Annotated in this window: 1 protein-coding gene (only partly in view); it reads left to right on the top strand. The window is 57.7% G+C overall.

Annotation, left to right across the window (positions count from 1 at the left end; all coding sequences use genetic code 11):
• Positions 1-20,917: the 3' end of an Ig-like domain-containing protein gene (locus tag ACH107_RS05440; protein WP_412504964.1), read on the top strand. Its footprint begins 21,956 nt before the window's first position; only the last 20,917 of its 42,873 coding nucleotides appear in the window; its start codon lies off the left edge, out of view; the stop codon is at positions 20,915-20,917.

Below are 20,917 nucleotides of genomic sequence, written 5' to 3' on the forward strand. Positions count from 1 at the left end.
TGATTCGCTGATTCTGACTATTGATACGGTTGAGCCGCAGGTGCCAACGATTATCGCTGTGGTCAGTGATACCGGCGCCTCGGCGCTCGATGGGGTGACGCAGACCAATACCATCACCCTGGAGGGCAGCTCTGAGCCATTTGGCATTATCAAACTGTTTGATATGGATAGCCCCGGCACGGTGCTCGCCGAGGTTGAGGCGAATAACCGTGGTGAGTGGACGTTTGAGTATCAGGAAAGCGGCGGAAGCATAAAAACCTTCGGTGATGGCGTTTATCGATTTGCGGCGCGTACCGCCGATCTGGCGGGTAACCAAAGCGCGCTGTCGCGGGAATTTGTGGTTGATATCGATAACGTCGCGCCCGCCAAGCCAGCGATTAGTGGCATTACCCCAGATACCGGTTTATCGGGCAGCGATGCCATAACGCGTACCAATTTGATGCTGTTGCGTGGTAGCGCCGAAGCGGGTGCCGCCATCAATGTCTATCGAGAAGCTAGCTCAGGGTCGGACACGCTGCTCGGAACGGCGGATGTCAACGAATCGGGCAATTGGGAGTTTGACCTCGCCGGGCAAAATCTCGCCGAAGGTGATCACACCCTCTATACCAAGGCGGTGGACCTAGCGGGCAACGAGAGCGTGGCTTCCGATAACTTCACACTCGAGGTCGATACGACGGCGCCAACGCCGGTATCCGCGCTGACCATCAACGGCACCGTTGATGCGGCTTACACCAATCAATCCAGCCTGGATGTGTCCGGCGATGCTGAAGCCGGTGCCCGGGTGTCAATCAGTGTTGATGGCGAGCTGGCTGGTTTGGTTGTGGCGGGTAATGATGGCAGCTGGGCGCTGAATTCCGCGGCATCCCTGAATGATGGCCAACATTCGGTCACCGTGCAGGTTGAAGATGTGGCGGGCAACGTCAGCATGTTGCGCCAGCACCTCTTTGAGGTGGATACCGTGGCGCCGTTGGCACCGGCCATTCAGGGGCTGTCGAGCGAGACCGATTCGGGACGTCGTGATGATGACGCCGTCACCAACAACGACAAACCGACACTGCAGGGTTCTGCTGAGCCAGAGAGTACGGTTGAAGTATTTGATGGTTCGACAAGTCTGGGTACAGCCATCGCCGATGAGGGTGGCAGCTGGACCCTTGACCTCACCGCGGCGCTGAGTGAGGGCAGCCACGGACTAACGGCCAAAGCTACCGATGCCGCGGGCAACACCAGTGCCGCCTCAAGCAGTTTCTCAGTGGAGGTCGATCAAACCGATCCAACCGCGGCGCTCAATACCGTGGCTGCCAGTGACGTTATTAATGCCGCGGCGAAAACTGAGGGCGTGACGCTCACCGGCACGCGGGCAGCCGATGACCGTGTCGTGTTGACACTGGGCACCGGCTCGTCTGCCGTTCAGGTAATCCCTGAGACCGATGGTACCGACTGGTCTTACACGCTCACCGATAGTGACTACGCCGCGCTGGGCGAGGGCACGGCGCAGTCTATCGCTGTGACATCTACCGATATTGCCGGCAACGACGATACCGAGCAGCGTGATATCACCGTGGTGACCACGCCGCTGGCCGCGCCGGATGTGCCGGTGCGTCCTAGCAGCGACACCAGTGAAGATACCCCCACTTTTGATGTTGGGTTGCCTGATAGTACCGCCACCAATCGCCTGCCAGCCGCCGGTGATACGCTCGAATTAGTCGATGGCAACGGCAACGTTCTGGCGTCGGCAACGCTCGCTGATGGAGACCTAGAGGGAACTGTCACACTCACTGCGAGCGCAGCACTGGCCGACGGCGATTATCAAGTGTTTGCCAAGTTGACCGATGCCTATGGCAACGAGCGGCAATCGGACACGGCGTTTGCGCTGACGGTTAACACCGCAGCGCCCGATGCGCCCTTAGCACCGAGGCTGCAGGCTGCCGACGACTCCGGGCGCAGCGACACCGATCGCATCACCAACGAGGCGGCGGCCAGTTTCACGGTCAATGTGGCAGCTTCAAAGCTTGATGGTGGCAGTGAAAACCCAACAACCAGCGACACCGTTGAGTTGGTTCGGATTGATGGGGTCAGCGAGACGGTGCTGGGCACCGCAAGCTGGGCTGATGGCGATGTGACCATCGCCGCGACTGATAATGCGCTATCAGCGGGAACCAACACATTGGTTGCTCGTGTCGTGCGCAGTGGCGTTACGGACTCACCCGATTCCCCTGAGCTAGTCGTTACCTTAGACACGACAGCACCCGGGGCGGTTACGCCGACACTCAATACCGACTCGGGTAGCAGTAACGCTACTGCCGAGCAGCGCCCGTTGATTGATGTGGCGCTGCCTGGTGGCGCCGCGATCGGTGACCGTCTGACGCTGAGTGATGACAGCAACAATGTCGTCGCCAGTGTTGATCTGACTCAAGCGATGGTCACTGCATCAAGCGCGACGCTGCGCCCGGACGCAGATCTGGCCGAGGGCAGCTACACCCTGAGCGCGACCCTTGAAGACATCGCCGGCAATGTCAGTGCAGCGGGCAGTGATCTTAGCCTCACAGTGGATCTCACCGCGCCTTATGCGCCGCGCATCAGTGGGTTTAGCCCTGACAGCGGCCGTCTGGATAGTGATGGGATTACCAAAGACAACGGCTTTACGGTGACTGGTACGGCCGAAGCGAACGTTGCTATTGAGCTATTTAACGGTGATGCGCTGGTCGGTAGCACCGCGGCCGACGGTAACGGTGACTGGTCGTTCGATACCAGTACATTGGGTTCCGCGCTTGCTGACGGTGATTACAGCCTCAAGGCCTACGCAGTCGATGCCGTGGGTAACCGCAGCGACTCCAGCCCATCGCTCGGCGTCACAGTGGATACCGCAGCACCGGCGCTGGGTATTGCCAAGGTCGGTAATAACGACAACATCAATGCCTCGCTCAAAGAGCAGGGCGTGACCTTATCAGGTAGCAGCGAGCCGGGCGCGGACCTGCGTGTTCAGCTCTATGACGCCAAGACTGGTGGCAGCGAAGTCCTCGATACAACCTTGAGTGTGAGCAGCAACGGCCATTGGTCCTTGTCGTTAAACGAAGGCGTCCTCGATGCATTGGGCGATGACGGCGATAAGCGTATCGAGGTGACTGCAACTGACATCGCTGGCAACGCGGTTACAGAAACGCGTGAGATAACCTTGGCAACGGACGCCCCGGCCGCTCCTTCGTTGGCGCTTGATCAGGCAGATGATTCTGGCCGCGAGAATGACGATGCGATCACTAACGTCGCTCAACCAACCTTTAGCGGCACGGCCGCAGGCGCGGAGAGTGTGCAAGTGGTTTTGGATGGCGTGGTTATCGCCACCGCCGATGTCCTGAACGACAACACCTACAGCTTTACCACGGCGAGCCCGCTCGCGAACGGTGATTACACCCTGTCGGCCTTTGCCGTGGATGGTGCCGGTAACCGCAGCCCGATGAGCGATGAGGTGACCTTTAGCGTCGATCTGCAGCGGCCATCACCGACGCAGCTACTAGGTGACGCTCTGGTCAATACCGGTACACCGACGCTGACCGGCATGACTGAGCCCAACGCTGATGTCGTCATCACCAATGGCGATAACTCGATCAATGACACCATTCGGGCAGATGCTGATGGGCAGTTCACCTGGACGCCGTCGCCAGCACTAGGGGAGGGCGATCATCGCCTCGAAGCGGTTGTTGTGGACATTGCCGGTAACCGCTCGGATCCCTCAGACGAATTTAGTTTGACGGTTGATACCAGTGCACCGAGTAAGGCCGTCATTGATGGCGTTAGCGCGACGGCTGGCGACTCGCCGGGCACGATTGTTAATCGCCTGGAGCAACAAGTGCTGCGCGGCAGCGGTGAGCCCGACGCCACGCTCGCGGTCTACCAAGACGGCGTCCAGCTTGGCGAGACGCTGGTCAACCAGTTTGGTCAGTGGAGCTTTGACATGCGCTATGCGCGCAATGACGACGGCTCCATCGATATCGAGACCGAAACACCGCTTGCTTCCGGCAGCTATAACTTTACAACGCGCCAGACCGATGAAGCGGGGAATATCTCAGCAGAATCCAACGCCTTTACGGTAACGGTGGATACCTCGCCGTTGGCGGTTTTGACATCGTATGACGGCTCGGGCTCAGCCCCATCGACGGATGATTATGCCGCCGCGGGTCTTAACGATGTCAGCGCAGGCACAGTCGGTAATCTGAATAGTTTCCTTGGGTTATTGCCGACCGACGACAAAGACTCAGCCGATGAAATCCAGGCCATGGTCGATGCCTATAACAAGCTGTTAGCGACCGCGGCTGGCGAGGCCCCGTCGCCAGCGTTGGCACAAAGTGACTTCGACGCGCTCGGGATCAGTGGTGTCGATAACACCAACATTACCGCGGTCGTGGAGGTCATCGAGCTTAGTTCAGATGACGGTTCAGATGTCGCCTCACCCAGCGCATTGGGCGCGATGGTTGACTCGGCTGAATCGTTGGCCGCCGGATTCTATCTTCGGGATTACGCCGAAGGCGATGGCATTCGTGTAGCGGACGATGGCACTGAAGAGGCGATGGCGGCTCCCACGTTGGATCAGTACCTGCAAATGGGCGTCGCTGGCTTGGATGCCGGGACCGATGCCGAGAACACGCAGTTGTTGGGGGCAGTGAATAGTGCTCTGCTAACCGCGCCTGTTAATGGCGCCATCGCCAGCGAAAAAGAAACACTGCAGGCGGTTATTGATGAGTACGCCGCCATTCTGGCGCACTCAACGACCGATGCCACGGGTGGGCCGAGTGCCGATGACTACGCGGTGATCGGGGTGGCGCTTGATGACGCGGTTAAGACCGGCGATGGCTTTGATCTGTTTGACGAGGCCATTGGCAGCGCCGGTAAAGATGCCATCGATACCGTGCCAGAAATCGAAGCGCTGGCCAGTAGCGCCACCCGGGTCATGGAGACGGTTAATGACGGCACGGCCGATCCTGCACTCACGGCGGCAGAACTTACGGATCTGGGCCTAACCGGAGTAACCGATGACAACGTCAACGCGGTGGTGGATGCCATTGCGGCGAAGACATCGACCAGCGATGTGGCAAGCCTAAGCAATCTGCAAACGGTCGCTGATGATGGCGATCAGGACCACACGGATGCATTGGCGGTTATTGAGCGTTATGCCGAAGAAGATGGCAGCAATCCGACTGACGGCAATGCGTTCGTGACGCCTTCCGCCGCTGATTATCGGGCCGCCGGCGTGGATCTCTCCGCACAGACCGTGCCGCTTGACTCGAGTGTTTTTGCAACGGCACTGAATACCGTGCTGGCAGCCGGCAGCGTGGCGGGGGCCGATGTTGATACCACCGCTGAGCTCACCCCGGTGGTCGAGACTTATGCCACGATTTTAACAGCGGCGGATGCGGGTACAGCACTCAGCCTTGATGAAACTGACTATGCGCTGCTGGGGCTGACAGACGTTGCTGCCGATGCCAATGCGGCGACGCTGCTCAGCAACGCGCTGCCCGGCAAAGCCGTGGCCAATGTCGATACCTGGCCGGAACTGAAGGCGCTTGCCAGCACCGCCGCAAGCGTCACGGCGACGGCCGATGGTACGCCGGCCAATCCGCCGCTCACCGCGGCAGAGCTGACCGCGCTCGGTATTAGCGATGTCAGCGATGACAATCTCGATGCGGTGGTCGCGGCGATTGCTGGTGAGGCTGATGGCGCGGCGGTCGACGATCTGACCAAGCTGGATACGATTACTTCGGCTGTCTCGGGGGCATTTACTACGGCGCTCGGCACGGTCGCGAATTACGCTGGCGATGGCACTGACGCCATTGGTCTGGATAGTGACAACGGCGATGCTCAGTACCCCGCGCCTGGAGCGAGTGACTATCAGGCCCTTGGCATCGACGTTGCCAGCCCCGCTGATGATGACCTGATCGCTTCCGTCAACACGGTGCTCGCCTCAGGCCCAGTTATAGGCGCCGACGATGTGGCTGAGCCAGACGTCAGCACGGCGGCAGAGGTGAAAGCCATTTTCACCGCCTATGAGACGATCCGCACGGCTGACGCGACTGACGGCACCATTGCAGCACTGAATCTTGACCAAACGGCCTACGAGGCGCTTGGCCTCGGTGTGGTAATTGATTTCAGTGCGGATGCCGCTGAGAAGGTTTCGCTGCTCAATACCGTGCTGGATGCCAAATCAGCCACGGTTGCTGACGTGGATGAGTGGGGCAAGCTCAAAGTGCTGGCGGAAACCGTTAACGGCGTGATCGACACCGCCGCGGGTAACGCCGCCGACCCGGATTTAACGGCCAGTGCCCTCGGTGACCTTGGCCTGACCGGTATTGACTCTGGCAACATCGATGCCGTGCTCGCAGACATCGCGACGGCCGGTGTGTCGGGGGTTAGCACATTAACCGATCTTGATAGCGTCGCGAGCGCGGCGGTGTCCGGGTTTAATACGGCGCTCAGCAATATCCAAGCCTACGCGGGCGATAGCACCAACGCCACTGGGGTCGGCAGCACGGCGCCAGCACAGGCTGATTACGAGGCGCTGGGAATTGACTTTACGAATGTGACAGACGTCAGTGGTTTGGTGACATCCGTTAATACCGTACTGGCCTCTTCGCCCGTCGAGGGTGCTGATGTGGCAACGGCCGCGGAAGTGAAGGTCATCGTCGAAGCCTACGACGCGATCCGCATGGCTGATGCCACCGACAGCAGCACGCCCGCCTTGGCGCTTGCGCAGTCCGACTACGAGTCGCTCGGTCTCGATGGCGTGGTGGACTTCACGGTGGACGGTGCCGACAAGGTCGCACTGCTGAATTCCGTGCTGGATGCCAAGTCGGCAACGGTTGCCGACGTTGACGCGTGGGACGATCTCAACGGTTTGGCACAGACCATTGATGGCGTTATCGAGACCGCAGCGGGGCGCACCGCTGATCCCGTCCTAACCGCTGATAACCTCAACGATTTGGGTGTCACGGGAGTGACCGCGGACAACCTCGATGCCGTCGTGGCAGCGTTAGCGGCTGAAGACACTCAGGATCTGAATTCATTGGATGAGCTGGCCGTTGTCACCGATGCGGCGGTTCAGGCGCATAGCGATGCGGTTACACGCATCGGCAGCTACGCCGATGCACCGGTGGGTAGTGCGCCGAGCGTCAGTGATTATGACGACGCCGGTGTGACGCTTACGCCAGCCGCTGGCTCAACGCTGACCGATGCCAAGTTCGCTGACGGCTTTGCCACACTCTTGGCAGGTAGCGAAATCAGCAGTAATGACGTCGATAGCGCCGATGACATTCAGACCCTAGCCGACGATTATGCCGCGATTCTCGAGGCGGCTGAGGATAACACCGCCGCCTCGCTAACCAAGGATGAGTACGCGGCGCTGGGGCTGACAGGGCTGACGGACGAGGAAGCTTCACTGCTCAATGAGGCGATGGCCAACCAGAGCGCCGATCCCGCGCTGACCCTCGCGGACCTTGAAGCACTGGCCGATACCGTTTCACGAGTCATGGATACCGTTGGTAACGGCTCGGCGGATCCGGCGCTCACCGCAGCTGAGCTGACGGCGCTCGGTCTGAGTAGTGTCACTGACGATAATCTGAATGCTGTCGTTGACGCGATTGCTGCTGAAACATCGACCAGTGATGTTGCCAAGTTAACCGAATTGCAGGACGCCGTTGATGCCGGTGACACGGCTTACACCTCTGCGCTCGCTAAAATAGAGACCTACGCCGAGAACGACGGCGGCACACCCGCGCCAACGGCCGCGGACTATTCGACCGCGGGCGTCGATTTGACCGGCTCGCCTTTGACAGAAACACAGATGGCGGCTGCCGTCACTGGGGTACTGGCTGATGCCGATGTCGCAGGCGCTGAAGTCGATGAAACAGCAGAAGTGCAGGCCGTGGTCGATACCTACAGCGACATACTCAACGCGGCAAATGACCCGAACGGCACGCTCGCGTTAGATAACGCTGACTATGCAAAGTTAGGCATCGATGGCTTAAGTGCAGATTCGGCAAGCCTGCTCAGCGATGTGCTGCCAGGCAAATCAGTGAGCGATCTTGACTCAGCCGCTGAGCTCGATGCGCTAGCCAGCACTGTGAGTCGCGTTGAAGAGACTGCGGGTGGAACCGCGGCTGATCCAGCGTTGACGGCCGATGAATTATCAGCACTGGGCATAACGGGTGTCACCAGCAACAACCTCAATGCGGTGCTTGACTCGATTAACGGCACCAGCCCAATGGCGAGCTTGGCGGACCTGCAGGGTGCTGTTGATTCTGGCATCGGTAACTACATTGCCGCGCTCGGTGACATCGTAGATTACGCGGATGGAGAAGCTGGTTCGGTTGCACCAATTGCCGCCACCCTTGATCTGGTTGGCGTGACTGATCCTGATGGCGCGGACACCTTATCTGACCCACTACTAAGTGCGGTACAAAATTCGATTGCTAGTCTTGACGGCGCCGACGTCAATAACACCGAGAAGCTGCAGGCCATCGTTGATAGCTACGATGTCATCCTCGATTGGGCGGAAACGGATGGCGGCCGCACTGAACCCACCCAGGCGAATTACCTGGCCGTGGGAGCCGATCTGGGCGCCCTTGAGGGCAACCCCAATGGACTTTCTCTGCTCAACGATATCCTTGCCCAGACCACGAGCAAAGCCGCTGATGTCGACACCATCGCAGAACTTGAGAGCGTGACCGACATTGTCGAAAAGCTGATGCGCCAGGTTGCGGGGGAAACCTTGAGCCCGGCACTGACGGCAACGAATTTCTCAGCGATCGGTATCAACGATGTTACCGATGATAATCTTGATAACGTAAAGGCAGCACTGGCAGCTTCTCAGGACAGTGGTTTTGAGATCAACAGCTTCGACAAGCTGCAGGCATTCACTTCGGTGCCGACCCTGAGCATCGATTTAGTGACCGGTGATGATGTTATCAACAGCCTCGAAGCAAACCAGGCAGTCGTGTTAACAGGTTCGGTGACCAATGTGGCCGACGGCACGACCGTGACGATCAAGCTGATCAAGGCTGGAGTTACAGATATCGAAGAAACTGCGCTCGTTCAAAACGGCCAGTGGAGCTTGGGTCTGGATGCCTCGAGCCTGGGTGATGGCGAGTACACGCTCAAAACCAGCGTTGAGAAGTTTAATGTCGACTACGATGTACAAAAGCCCGTTACGGTGGATACAAGCGCACCGACGGTGAAGATCACAACGATTGCTGGTGACAACAAATTTGACGCCAGCGAACGATTTACTGAAACCCGTACAGATGCGAGTGCAGTGGTCAGTGGCGAGACAGCGACGGTAGACAGTTTAGAAACATCTCGCCCACGCCCGGTGATCAATGGCTATGCAGGGATTGATGAAACCACCGGGCTTCAAACCGGCGATGGTCTGACGGTTGAAATCCTGGATGGAAATAGTGTGGTGCACACGGCGGCATTGTCGGATGTCGACGTGGCAGAGTCTGGGTTTAGCTACAACGGCGGCAAATGGACGCTTGATCTCGGACTGAATGGCGCGCCTGATTTTGGCGCAGGGACATACTCAGTCGAAGTGACCACAACGGTGAATACAACAACCCCCGATGGAAATGGTGGTTCGACGACTACATCGGCTGATTACACGACCTCATTTACTGATGTCATCACTATTCAGTCTTTAAACACCGTAGAAAATCCGCCCGTTTTGGCAGGCACAACTGCTGCTGATACCGAAAGGGTAGAAGTGGTCTTTAACGGCGAGCGCTATACCGTTGATTTAAGTGGCATTAATGCCACCACCTGGAATTTCACGTTGCCTGATGGTGATGCCGCTGCTCTCCAGCATGGTCAGAGTTACATGGCTGAGGTTTTTGCGTTCGATGCGGCGGGGAACCGCTCTGTGTTGGATACACAGACGTTAGAGGTCGATATCGCACCGGCGGGTACACCAACGGTGGAATCGCAACTGATCAATAACGACATGGTAGTAAACACCGCTCTTCCGGACCTTGCTGGCAAGGCTGAAAAGGTAGGATCCGATGGCTCTATCGCGCTCGACACTTCGAATGACACTCTGATAGTGACGATTGGTGACGGTGCGAATAGCAAGTCTTACAAAATTGGAGCCGAGGTAACTGACGACTCAGAGCTTTCTTACGACGACACCAACGGTGTATGGGCGCTTGATCTTTCGAACATCAACTCGGTCCTAACAGATGGCATCCATGATGTTGTCGTTGAGGTCACCGCTGGCGGCGTTACTCTCACTGATGTCTCGAGTAACGAGCTGGTCATCGATACAACGCCGCCAGCGCTTGGCACCGTCACGATGACGCCTGATCTTTCTGGAACCGCGGCGACCAACCAGCAAACAACGACCTTTAACGGCTCCGGAGCTGAAGCCGGTGCGGTGATAAAGGTTGAGCTAACAACTGATTCAGGCTCTTCGGCCAACATTACCAACCAGTTTGATGAAATCGTTGTGGCTGCCGATGGCAAATGGAGTATTGCCGACATGCCATTTGCGGATGGCGCGCATTCAATCGCTTTCACCGCAGTTGATGAAGCGGGTAACATCAGTTCGGCGGAAACCTTCGACTTTACCGTTGACACAGAGGCTCCGACTTTTGACAGAACGGCTACGCCGCCTCGAGAGTTGAGCCCCGATATTATTGTTGATAAGCGTGATAATTCGACTGAAACGCTGACTTACACCTCCGGCAGCACACCAACCACAGGCGACAACACTCCGACCATCAGCGGCACGGCCGAAGCGGATTCCACGGTTACGATTTATTCCGGCACGACGGCGATTGCCACGGCCGACGCTGATGGTAGCGGCGACTGGACCTACACCTTTGCTGACCCACTGGCTGAGAGCGAACACACCTTCAAGATCACTGCCACGGATGAAGCCGGCAACGTCAGTGACTTCAGCAATGAGATCAAACTAGAGGTCAATCGCAAGGCCGAGGCGTTGGATATTCTCAATACCTACGCCAATGCCAACCTCGAGAGTGAGACGGCCTCGATTGCTCCGAATGAAGAGGATTACGCCATCCTGGGAGTTACCGGTGTTACCGCCGATAACATTGATGCCGTTAATGATTCCATCAAAGCGGATTTCACAGCCGAGTTGACCAATATCTCGGCAACGGAAGAAGCAAACGGTTATCTCACGTTTACCGCTGATGTTGGTACTGGAAGTATCGAGTTCACGAATCTAATCAAGGCGGACACTGCTTATGCGGGTATAACCGGTGTTAGTGATCTAGCTTCGCTTAACACCCTGACAGACGACCAGTTACTCGGCTTCTTGATGGCGAATGACTCGCTTGCCACAACCAGCCAGGACAAGGGCACTCGTAGTGAGGTCACGACCCCAACAAGTGGTGTCTATGATCTGTCTGGGGAGGCCGATAAATCCGGTTACCTCAATCTCAATTCGAGTGAGCTGCCAGCATCGGGTGACACGCTCACCATCAAGCTGGCGGAGTTTGATGACACTGCCGGCAATAAGAGCGACGTTGATAACGCCTCACACGGCAGCAAGTCGGATCAACGCGTTGTGCTGCCCGATCTCTCTGTACTAGAGGGAACACTCGTCATTGAAAATATGACGCTATCCTCTGGTCCGTCCCTGATTAACGACGTACTCGATTTGAGTGCGACTCAAACGCTGGATCGCGCCGCGTTGCAGGCTTTTGTTGATACAGAGCTCGCCCGCGAGTCGGTGGAGGCCATTCTGCACTACGCCGGCGACACAACCGATGACGCTGATGGCGACCCGCCGGCCGTTGCGGTCTATGAAAAGGCCGATATAACGCTTGATCCGCCCCTCGGTATCACATCAACTGAGCTGGTTGATGCCGTTAATACGGCACTCGCCTCAGGCCCAATCACCGAGAACAGTCTTGCCGATGCCACTGGCATTCAGGCCGTTGTAAATGCCTACAAGACAATTCTGGATAAGAGTCGTGATAGCACCGCGGCACCTGGCCTTGATGCAGATGCCTATCAGGCACTTGGCCTGAGTGATGCATTGGGCCTTCTCAATAATTCGACTCGCGATTCCGAAGATAACGATCGTGCTGCGCTGTTTGATGACGCACTCAAAGCGCGCGCGCTCACTGGTGTCGATCAGTGGGTTGAGCTCGAGGCGGTAGCGACTACGGTCGGCCGGGTTATGGATACGGCGGACGACAACGTGACTGATCCCGATCCGGCATTGACACGCCAAGATTTGGGATCACTCGGCCTGACTGGCGTTACCGATGACAACCTCAACGCGGTGGTAGATGCGATTGCGGATCTGGTGAGCACCGCCGATGCCGACGATTTGACCAAGCTGCAGGCTGCGGTTACGGCAGGCCAGAGCGCTTATACCTCCGCGCTCAAGGTGATCGAAGACTATGCTGATAGTGATGGCACTGCCACGGCACCGAGCGCGGATGACTTCCGCCTGGCCGGCGTGGAGGTCTCTGGCCCCGGTGGGGTGAGTGACGGTGCCCTCTTGGCCGCGGTCAACACGTCTCTGGCTACTACAGCAGTAGATGATGTGGATGCTGATACCACCGCTGAGGTGCAGGGCATTGTTGATACCTATGCCAGTGTCCTCGAGGCCGCCGATGCCGATCCAGGGTCTCTGAGTCTGACTGCTGCCGACTACGCCATACTGGGTGTGTCGGGTGTGGATAGCGATGGTGCCACGCTCCTGAACAGCGTGGTGCCTGATAAAGCCGCGGACGATGTGGATACGACTGGCAATCTGCAGACGCTGGCCAATCAGGCGCAGGAAGTACTGGCGCTGGCAGCCGATACCGATCCCGCGCCAACAATCACAACGGCTGATCTTGAAGCCTTGGGCGTTACCGGTGTGACCGATGCTAATCGCACGGCTGTACTGGCTGCCATCAAAGCGAGTGACCCGAGCGCAGTCAATACCGCCGATAAGTTGGACAGCGTGGTGGCCAGCGCGATCGCGGCTTACAACAACGCGTTAACGGTGGTGCGGGACTACGCCGATGATGATGGCTCAGCCCCACGTGCGACGGATTACCAGCGTCTTGGTCTGACCGATCTGGCAGGTGATCCAGCGTTAATAGAGGCGTTAAACAGTGTGTTGGCCTCGTCTGAGGTGGTCAGCGGGGACATTGTCGATGCCGATGATATTCAGGCAATGGCGAATGTCTATAACGACATCCTGACAGAAGCGGCTGCTGACCCCGGTGCATTAACGCTCACCGACAGTGATTACGCGCTGCTCGGTCTGGACGAGGTGGATGGCGCTTCTGCAGCGCTTCTGAACGATGTGCTTGCTGACAAGGACGTGGCTGACATAGAGCGCTGGGACCAGGTCGCGGCGTTGGCTAGCACGGCGGCGCGGGTCACCGCTACAGCGGATGGCACACCTGCTGATCCGGCACTAACCCCGGATGAGCTCAACGCGCTGGGTATTAACAATGATCCGGTCACCGACGATAATCTGGCAGCGGTCACCGCCGCTCTGGCAAACGCCAATGTTGCGGGCGTCGATTCGTTGAGTGAATTAGATACGTTGATCACTAGCACGGTGAATGCTTTTGACACGGCACTGACGAACGTTGGTAACTATGCAGGCGGTGCCAATACTGCCGCGGGAGGTACCGCCCCAAATCAAGCCGATTACGAGGCGCTGGGAATTGACTTCACAAATGTGACGGACGCCAGTGGTTTGGTGGGTTCGGTCAATACGGTGCTGGCGTCACTGCCGGTTGTGGACACCGATGTGGCGACTGCCACGCAGGCTAAAGTGATCGTCGAGGCGTATACCGCGATCCGTGCCGCCGACGATCAGGGCACGCTGGCTCTGGATCAAGCCGCTTACGAAGCCCTCGGCCTTGATGATTTGCTGGACTTCACGGCTGACGGTGCTCAAAAAGTATCGCTGCTCAATACCGTGCTGGATGCCAAGTCAGCCACGGTTGCTGACGTGGATGAGTGGGCCGAGCTCGAGGGGATCGCGGAAACTATCAATAGCGTGATTGATACCGCTGCGGGGCGGACAGCCGCTCCCGCGCTGACGGCGGCTAACATCAATGCATTGGGTATTACTGACGACCCGGTTGATGGCGATAATCTCGCTGCGGTGACGGCGGCCATCGCCGACGCCGCTGTCACTACCAGTGATGTGGATTCGCTGAGCGAGCTGAACACGCTCGTCACCAGTACCGTGAGTGCCTTTGATACGGCACTAACTAAGGTTGGTGGCTATGCCGGTGATGGCAGTACTGCATTTGATGATAGCAGCGGCGTTCCCCAGCTATCAGACTATCAAGCACTGGGAATTGATTTCAGCACGTTGAGCGATGACGCCGATCTGGTGGATTCCGTTAACACGGTGCTGGCCTCGCTGCCGATTGAGGGCGCTGATGTAGCTACCGCCGGGGACGTTAAGGCGATAGTTGCGGCCTACGACGCCGTTCGCAACGCCAATGATCAAGGGAATCTGGCACTGGGCCAGGCCGCTTATACCGCCCTTGGCCTTGGTGGCGTGGTGGATTTCACCACTGATGCCACCGAGAGGCTCTCTCTGCTCAACAGCGTGCTCGATGCCAAGTCCGCCAATGTAGGTGAGGTCGATGACTGGGCTGACCTTAAAGCGGTGGCTGAGGTTGTCGGTCGGGTGATGGATGCTGCTGACGGTGGCACCGCGAGCCCGGCGTTAAGCGTCGCCGATCTGGAGAAACTGGGTCTGACGGGCGTCACTGACAACAACCTGAATGCGGTGACTGAAGAAATCACCGGATTAGCGACCACCGCCGTTGATACGCTGACCGAACTGCAACAGGCAGTTACTGACGGCAACACTGATTACACCAACGCCCTTCAAGTCATCGAGGACTATGCCGAGAGTGATGGTGATGGCACTGCCTCTGCTCCCACAGCTAGTGACTTTGACCTCGCTGGCGTCGCAGTCGTCAGCCCAGCTGGAGTAAGCGATAGTGAACTCATCGATGCGGTCAACACCGCGCTGGCCGCGGCGCCAATGGCTGGCGAAAACGCTGACAGCACCGCCGAGGTGCAGGCGATTGTCGATGATTACGCGAGCGTTCTCGGTGCTGCGGCTGCTAACCCCGGGAGCCTCAATCTCAGTGATTCCGATTACGCTACCTTGGGCGTAACCGGGGTGGATGCCGATGGCGCGACGCTGCTCAACAGCATCCTGCCTGGTAAATCGGTGAGTGAGGTTGATACAACAGCCGCGCTGCAAGCTCTGGCTGATCAGGCGCAGGCGGTGGTGGCGCTGGCGGCAGATGCAGACTCCGCTCCTGACGTTTCCAAAGCCGATCTTGAGGCTCTGGGCGTTACCGGCATCACCAACGACAACCTCGCCGCCATACTCAGCGCCATCGCTGAGAGCGATAGCAGCAGTGTGAATACACAGACTGGTTTGCAGAGCGTGGTGGATGCCGCCGTTACAGCCTTTGATGCGGCGCTGGCGAAGATCGAAGCCTACGCTGGTGACAATGACGAGGCGACGCCTGACGCCGATGATTACCAAGCCATCGGCATGGACCTGAAGGGCTTTAATGCCACGCAAATGGCCACAGCCGTGACCTCGGTGCTTGCCACCGATGGCGTTGTCGGCACCGATGCCGATACCGCCGCGGATGTCCAGGCTATTGCCGATGCCTACGCCAAAGTCTTCACCGCCGCGGACGATACGTTTAACTTTAATGCGGGCGATGTGGATAATGCGCTGCTTGCCACGCTGGGCTTTGCCAATCTCTCTGACGAGCGCCTCGACTTCCTGCAGTCGTCACTCGACCTGCTCGATAATTCGGATGTGGCGACCTATGACGGTCTAGCCGGTGTGATCGCACTCATCGACGATGTCTTTGCCGTCGCTGAACAGGGTGCTGATGCCGATCATGACCTTGACCCGGCGGCCTTCGCGACACTCGGTATCCGCAATGTGACCGACGACAACGTCGATGAGCTGATTGAGAAAATCGGCACAACCTTTGATGACCCCGATGTGACCGGCGCCAAGCCCGCCCCGACAATGGCCGGTGTGCAGAGTGTGCTCAACGGCATTGCCGCGCTGAACGAAGGCCGCCAAGCACTGGTTGATGCCGCTGTGGGACAAGATGGGTCAGATACGGCGACCTCGGTTCGTGAGAGTAACTTCTTGAACGCCGGTATTTCGGGCATTTCAGCCGATGACGCCGGGGTCTTGAATGCGGTCTTCGCCAAACAGGCAAGCGAGAGTAAAGACAGCTTCAAAGACGTCGAGGCGCTGACCGATGCGTATCTCGACGCTCGCGGCAAACTCGAGGCGTTGGCCAACACGACCGCTGGCAGCGTACCGCTAACCGAGGCGGATTTTGTCGACCTGGCGATGGGTCAGCTCAATGATTCAGTTGCCGTTGACTTAGCAAATGACCTTCTCGATACCATGGACTATCAGGCGGCAGTCAAGACTCACGCCGATCAGCAAACAATCGCTGACTTAGTCGTTGGTTTGCGCGAACTAGCGGGTGATGGTGACCCTGACTTGGTCACACTCGACGCCCTCGAACATGTCGGCATCACAGGCCTTGATGCCTCGCTGATGCCTGCCTTCCTGTATTTGGTTGAGCAGACACCGGATGACGCCTCTGCCGTTGATAGCCGCGCGGATATTGAGGCGCTCGTTAACCAAGCGCAACAGCTGCAGAGTGATCGATTGGCGCAGATTCGGGATTACGCCGATAGCCCAACGGATAACCCCGCCCCGACAACGAGCACTTATGATTTGGCGGGGCTCTCAGGGGTGAGTGCGGATAACTTATCCGGGCTCGATTCAGTGTTGGCGGCGGCTACCATCGGGGCTGATGAAACCGACACGATTGCTGAGCTGCAAGCGATTATTGATGCCTATAACCACGTTAACAGCGATACAACGTCACCCGCGGCGGACTTTGCTGCCATTGGCGTCGATCTCACTGGCATTACTGACAGTGTGGTGATTGATCCGGACACCGGGTTTGGGCAATACGACGCGGGCATTGATTTGTTTAATGATTTAGTCGCTCAAGATGCCGTCGATCGGCCGGTTAGCCATGGTCATCTTCAGGCTGCCGCGGATTTTGTGGCCGAACTCTCCGAGCTCGCCAATGGTGATCCGGTCGACAATTATACGGCAGCCCTTAATGACCCGGCAGCGTTTTTAACCAATGCCAGCGAGGCGGGCTTAATTGCATTAGACGAGTTGGCTGTCGAGCCATTCCTGCAGCGGGCCTACGCCGAGGCAGACACACTCACCGATTATGCCGCCTTACTTGACTTAGCGCAACAGGCCAACGCGCAAGCGGCAGCGCTACGAGCAATCATTGAGTTCACCGAGGATAGTCAGGGTGAGGCAAGCGGTGAGGCGCCAGGCATCGACATTTTCGAAGCGGCCGGTATCGATAAGTTAGTTGCTGGTGGCGGTGTGATCATCGACGAGCAGGGTAACGCGATTGAGGCCGATGGCACCGATAACATCCTGCTCCATGAGGCGGTGACGAGCGCGCTAACCACCGCTGTCGTTGCTGGCGAAGATGTCGATTCGGTCAGTGAGCTACAAGCCCTCGTTGATAGCTTTGCCGCGATTTTGATGCATTCAGCAACACCAGGTGAGCCTGATGTTGCGGTGCCTGATACTAGCCATTACAACGCTATCGGTGCGAATACCGCCGGCGCATTATCGGCCGACGGCATCGCGCTGCTCAATGATGTGATCACGCGAAAAGCCGTGCCAACCATTGCCAGCACGCCGATGATTGAGTCGCTCGCCGGCACAGTGGATGAGCTAATGGCGTTGTCAGCCACGAATCTTGCCGCCGATGCGCCGCTACCGGATGGCACCGGCATGGATCAAACCTCGCTCGAGGCGCTCCATGAGCTTGGGATTCGTACCTTGTCGATGGATGACCTTGAGCAGTTCTATCGGTTAGTGGCCGAGACCGGTGATCCAACGGCAGTGGATAGCGTTGAGGAACTCCGTGTTCTATCCATCGAAGCGGCACGGCTTAACGCACTTGATCGGTTGCGGGCCTATGCCGCTGGTGAATCGGATCAAGCGCCACCAGCGAGCGACTATGCGCTCAACGGGATTGAGTTCGACTCACCGGTCCATATTGATGCCTTTAATGATGCCCTCGCCGGTGACAATGTCGTACTAGACGCCAGTGATGACACGGCGCTAGCCGATCTAGAATCAATTACTGGCAGCTATGCGGCGATTCTCGCCGAGGCGAATGGTGTTGCTGCCGATGCCGATACCACCGTAGACCCGGTCGCGGCCGATTTCACGGCGATTGGCGCTAATGTTGCCGCGCAGATCATGCCCGCACCGGGTGACAGTGCGGATCAGACGGCCACACTGTTCATTGAGGCCCTGAAGCTGGCTGACACCGATGCGGTGGCAACGGTTGCGCAGGTCGATCAACTGGCGAGTGCCTCGCAGCGTCTGATGAATAGCATCCTCTCACCGAATGCCGAGCCGGCGGACCCGGTCACACCGGCCGATTTCACCTTACTGGGCATGTCCGGCGTTACAGACTTCAATCTCGATGGTGTGCTCAGCGTACTCCAAGGCCCTGAACCAGCGGATGGTGAGACCAGACAGCCGATTGATCAGTATCTTGATATTCGCGAAGCGGTCGCCGAGCTACTCAATCAACTGCCCAAACCAAACAGCTTGGCAATAGAACTTGATGAGACACCACCCGGTGCGCTGCAAGGGGGGCCGCTACCGCTTGCTGATACCGGGGTGACAATCACTGGAAGTTTGGATGTCGCGGTTGATCCGACCGGCGACCGCTATTTGGTGTATGGCCGAATGGATGGCGCGGGTGGCCCGGGGGTGAGCGATGAGGATGGCTGGCAGGCGCTTAATGGTCCCGATCAGCTTAGCGATGTGAGTTGGGATGGCAATCACTTCACCTGGACCGGGGCCGCCGTCGAGCAGGGTACCGGCAAAGCGGTTCAATTTAAGGTGGTCGATACGCAAGAGGCTGATCGCGAAAGCGCTATTCGCACGCAGGCTTATCGCTACTACGACCCAGCGCTATTTCAGGATTTCGAAGGCCCGACGCTGCAAGTTCCTGGGGTGGATGAAAGTAATTCGATACCAGCCGATGCGATCCGCTTGCAAGTCGATATTAGCAGTGACGATATCCTCGCCAACACGGGTGCCGTGCGCTTGATGTTGGCGCCGGACGATGGTGATGATCCGAGGGAAATTCCGAGCGTATTTCATGCCCAGACCGGCTCGCTGATTCCTCTGTACGCTCTGCCTGAGGGTGGCTGGGATTTGTCGTATCAGCTGGTGGATTTCGCGGGTACCGCTTCGCAGCAAAGTGAGGCAGTGTCGCTAACGATTAGCTTGCCGCAAAACGTGCTCTCGGAGAATGATCCATTCGGGCATAACGTTGAGGCCGGCATTCTGTTGGATGCGATTTCGCGTGATCGCTTGTCAATCCGTGGTGATTCAAATGACCTCACCTTGGATGCCACGGGTGATCGCATTGATGCCATTCGTGAGCTTAACTCCGACATCATTCTCACCGAAGGTGGGGCGATGCGCGCCGAAACACAGATGGATTTGGTGGGTGCGCAAAGTGCGGATGTCAGTGACCTTAATCTAGCCCAGCAGGATTTATTGGATCGCTTTGGGCATTCTGCCTTTGATGCCTTCGAAGCGACCGACTTAGTGCGCTTCCGGCTCTACCCTCAGACCATGGTGGATCGGGGCGATGTCAGCCCAGAAGCACAGAATGACTTTGCCAACCGTGTGCGCGAAGCCTATACCGGCGTTCGCCACCAGGTCGATGTGCACATCGAGGACTCCACCTACGCAGTGGATGAATTTGAGGCGCGTTATTACAAGATCTATCCGGATGGAACAGTCGAGCATTTTGACTGGGATCCGGTCTCACAGACAGGTGCACGGGCGCAGGACACCGACGGTGATGGTTTCTATGATTTATTTACCTTGTTTATCCGTGAAGGCGGCCGTGGTGATGTGGATGGCGTAGCCGACGGCGTGGTGCTCGATCCCGGGTTTGGCGTTTTCTTTAGGCCGAATGCTGAAGAGGAAACCATTACGCCGGTCTCTCCCGGGCCGGTCTCTCCCGGGCCGGTCTCTCCCGGGCCGGTCTCTCCTGGCGGGGGAGGCGTTCCTCCGATGGTGGAGAGTAACATTAGGCCGGCAGATCGTTGGAATGATAGCGGCTTCAACAGGGAGATTCACCTTCCGCAAAAACGGGCAGAGAACGCACCGGATCGACTGGATGCGGCTGTCTTGAGGCAGTCTGAAATAGGTGACTTGGGCATCGCCCAACAAACCCCCATCGGTTTGCAACAGACCTTCGGCGAAGCAGGTCCCTTGCGTGGCATGGCCGTGGGCGGCAATCGGATGATGGATTTGGTTAGGACTATTTCGGATCCGTGGCAAACCGAACGCTCGACGAGTTGGCTGCGAATGGACGCGACCTTCGAATACACGCGCAGTGGTGGGTTCCACACCCTAGTGATGCCTTTGGAGGTGCCTGGTCTTGCGGTCCTTCGAGGACACCCGGACCTGCATCTGGAGTCCGGTGAGCGCTATATGGATGTCATTCGTCCCGACGCCTTTGTGCACTCCGATCCGGCAGCACAGGTGTTGCTGAAACTGGATACGTTTGACGACGAGGTGCTGCCAGAATGGATTCAGTTCAACAGCCGCACGGGTGAGTTAATCATTGAGCCGCCAGTGGACGCACCTGACAAACTTATTTTGCGGGTGACGGCCGCCGATGACCAGGGCAATAAGAAAAGTTTTGTGATCCGACTGCACCTCAGCGGTGAGGTGATCCGCATTGAGAGCGCCCGCAGTCTGGCTGAGCGCTTGCGCGAGGCCCGTTAA

The sequence above is a fragment of the Roseovarius halophilus (ex Wu et al. 2025) genome (assembly GCF_047086965.1).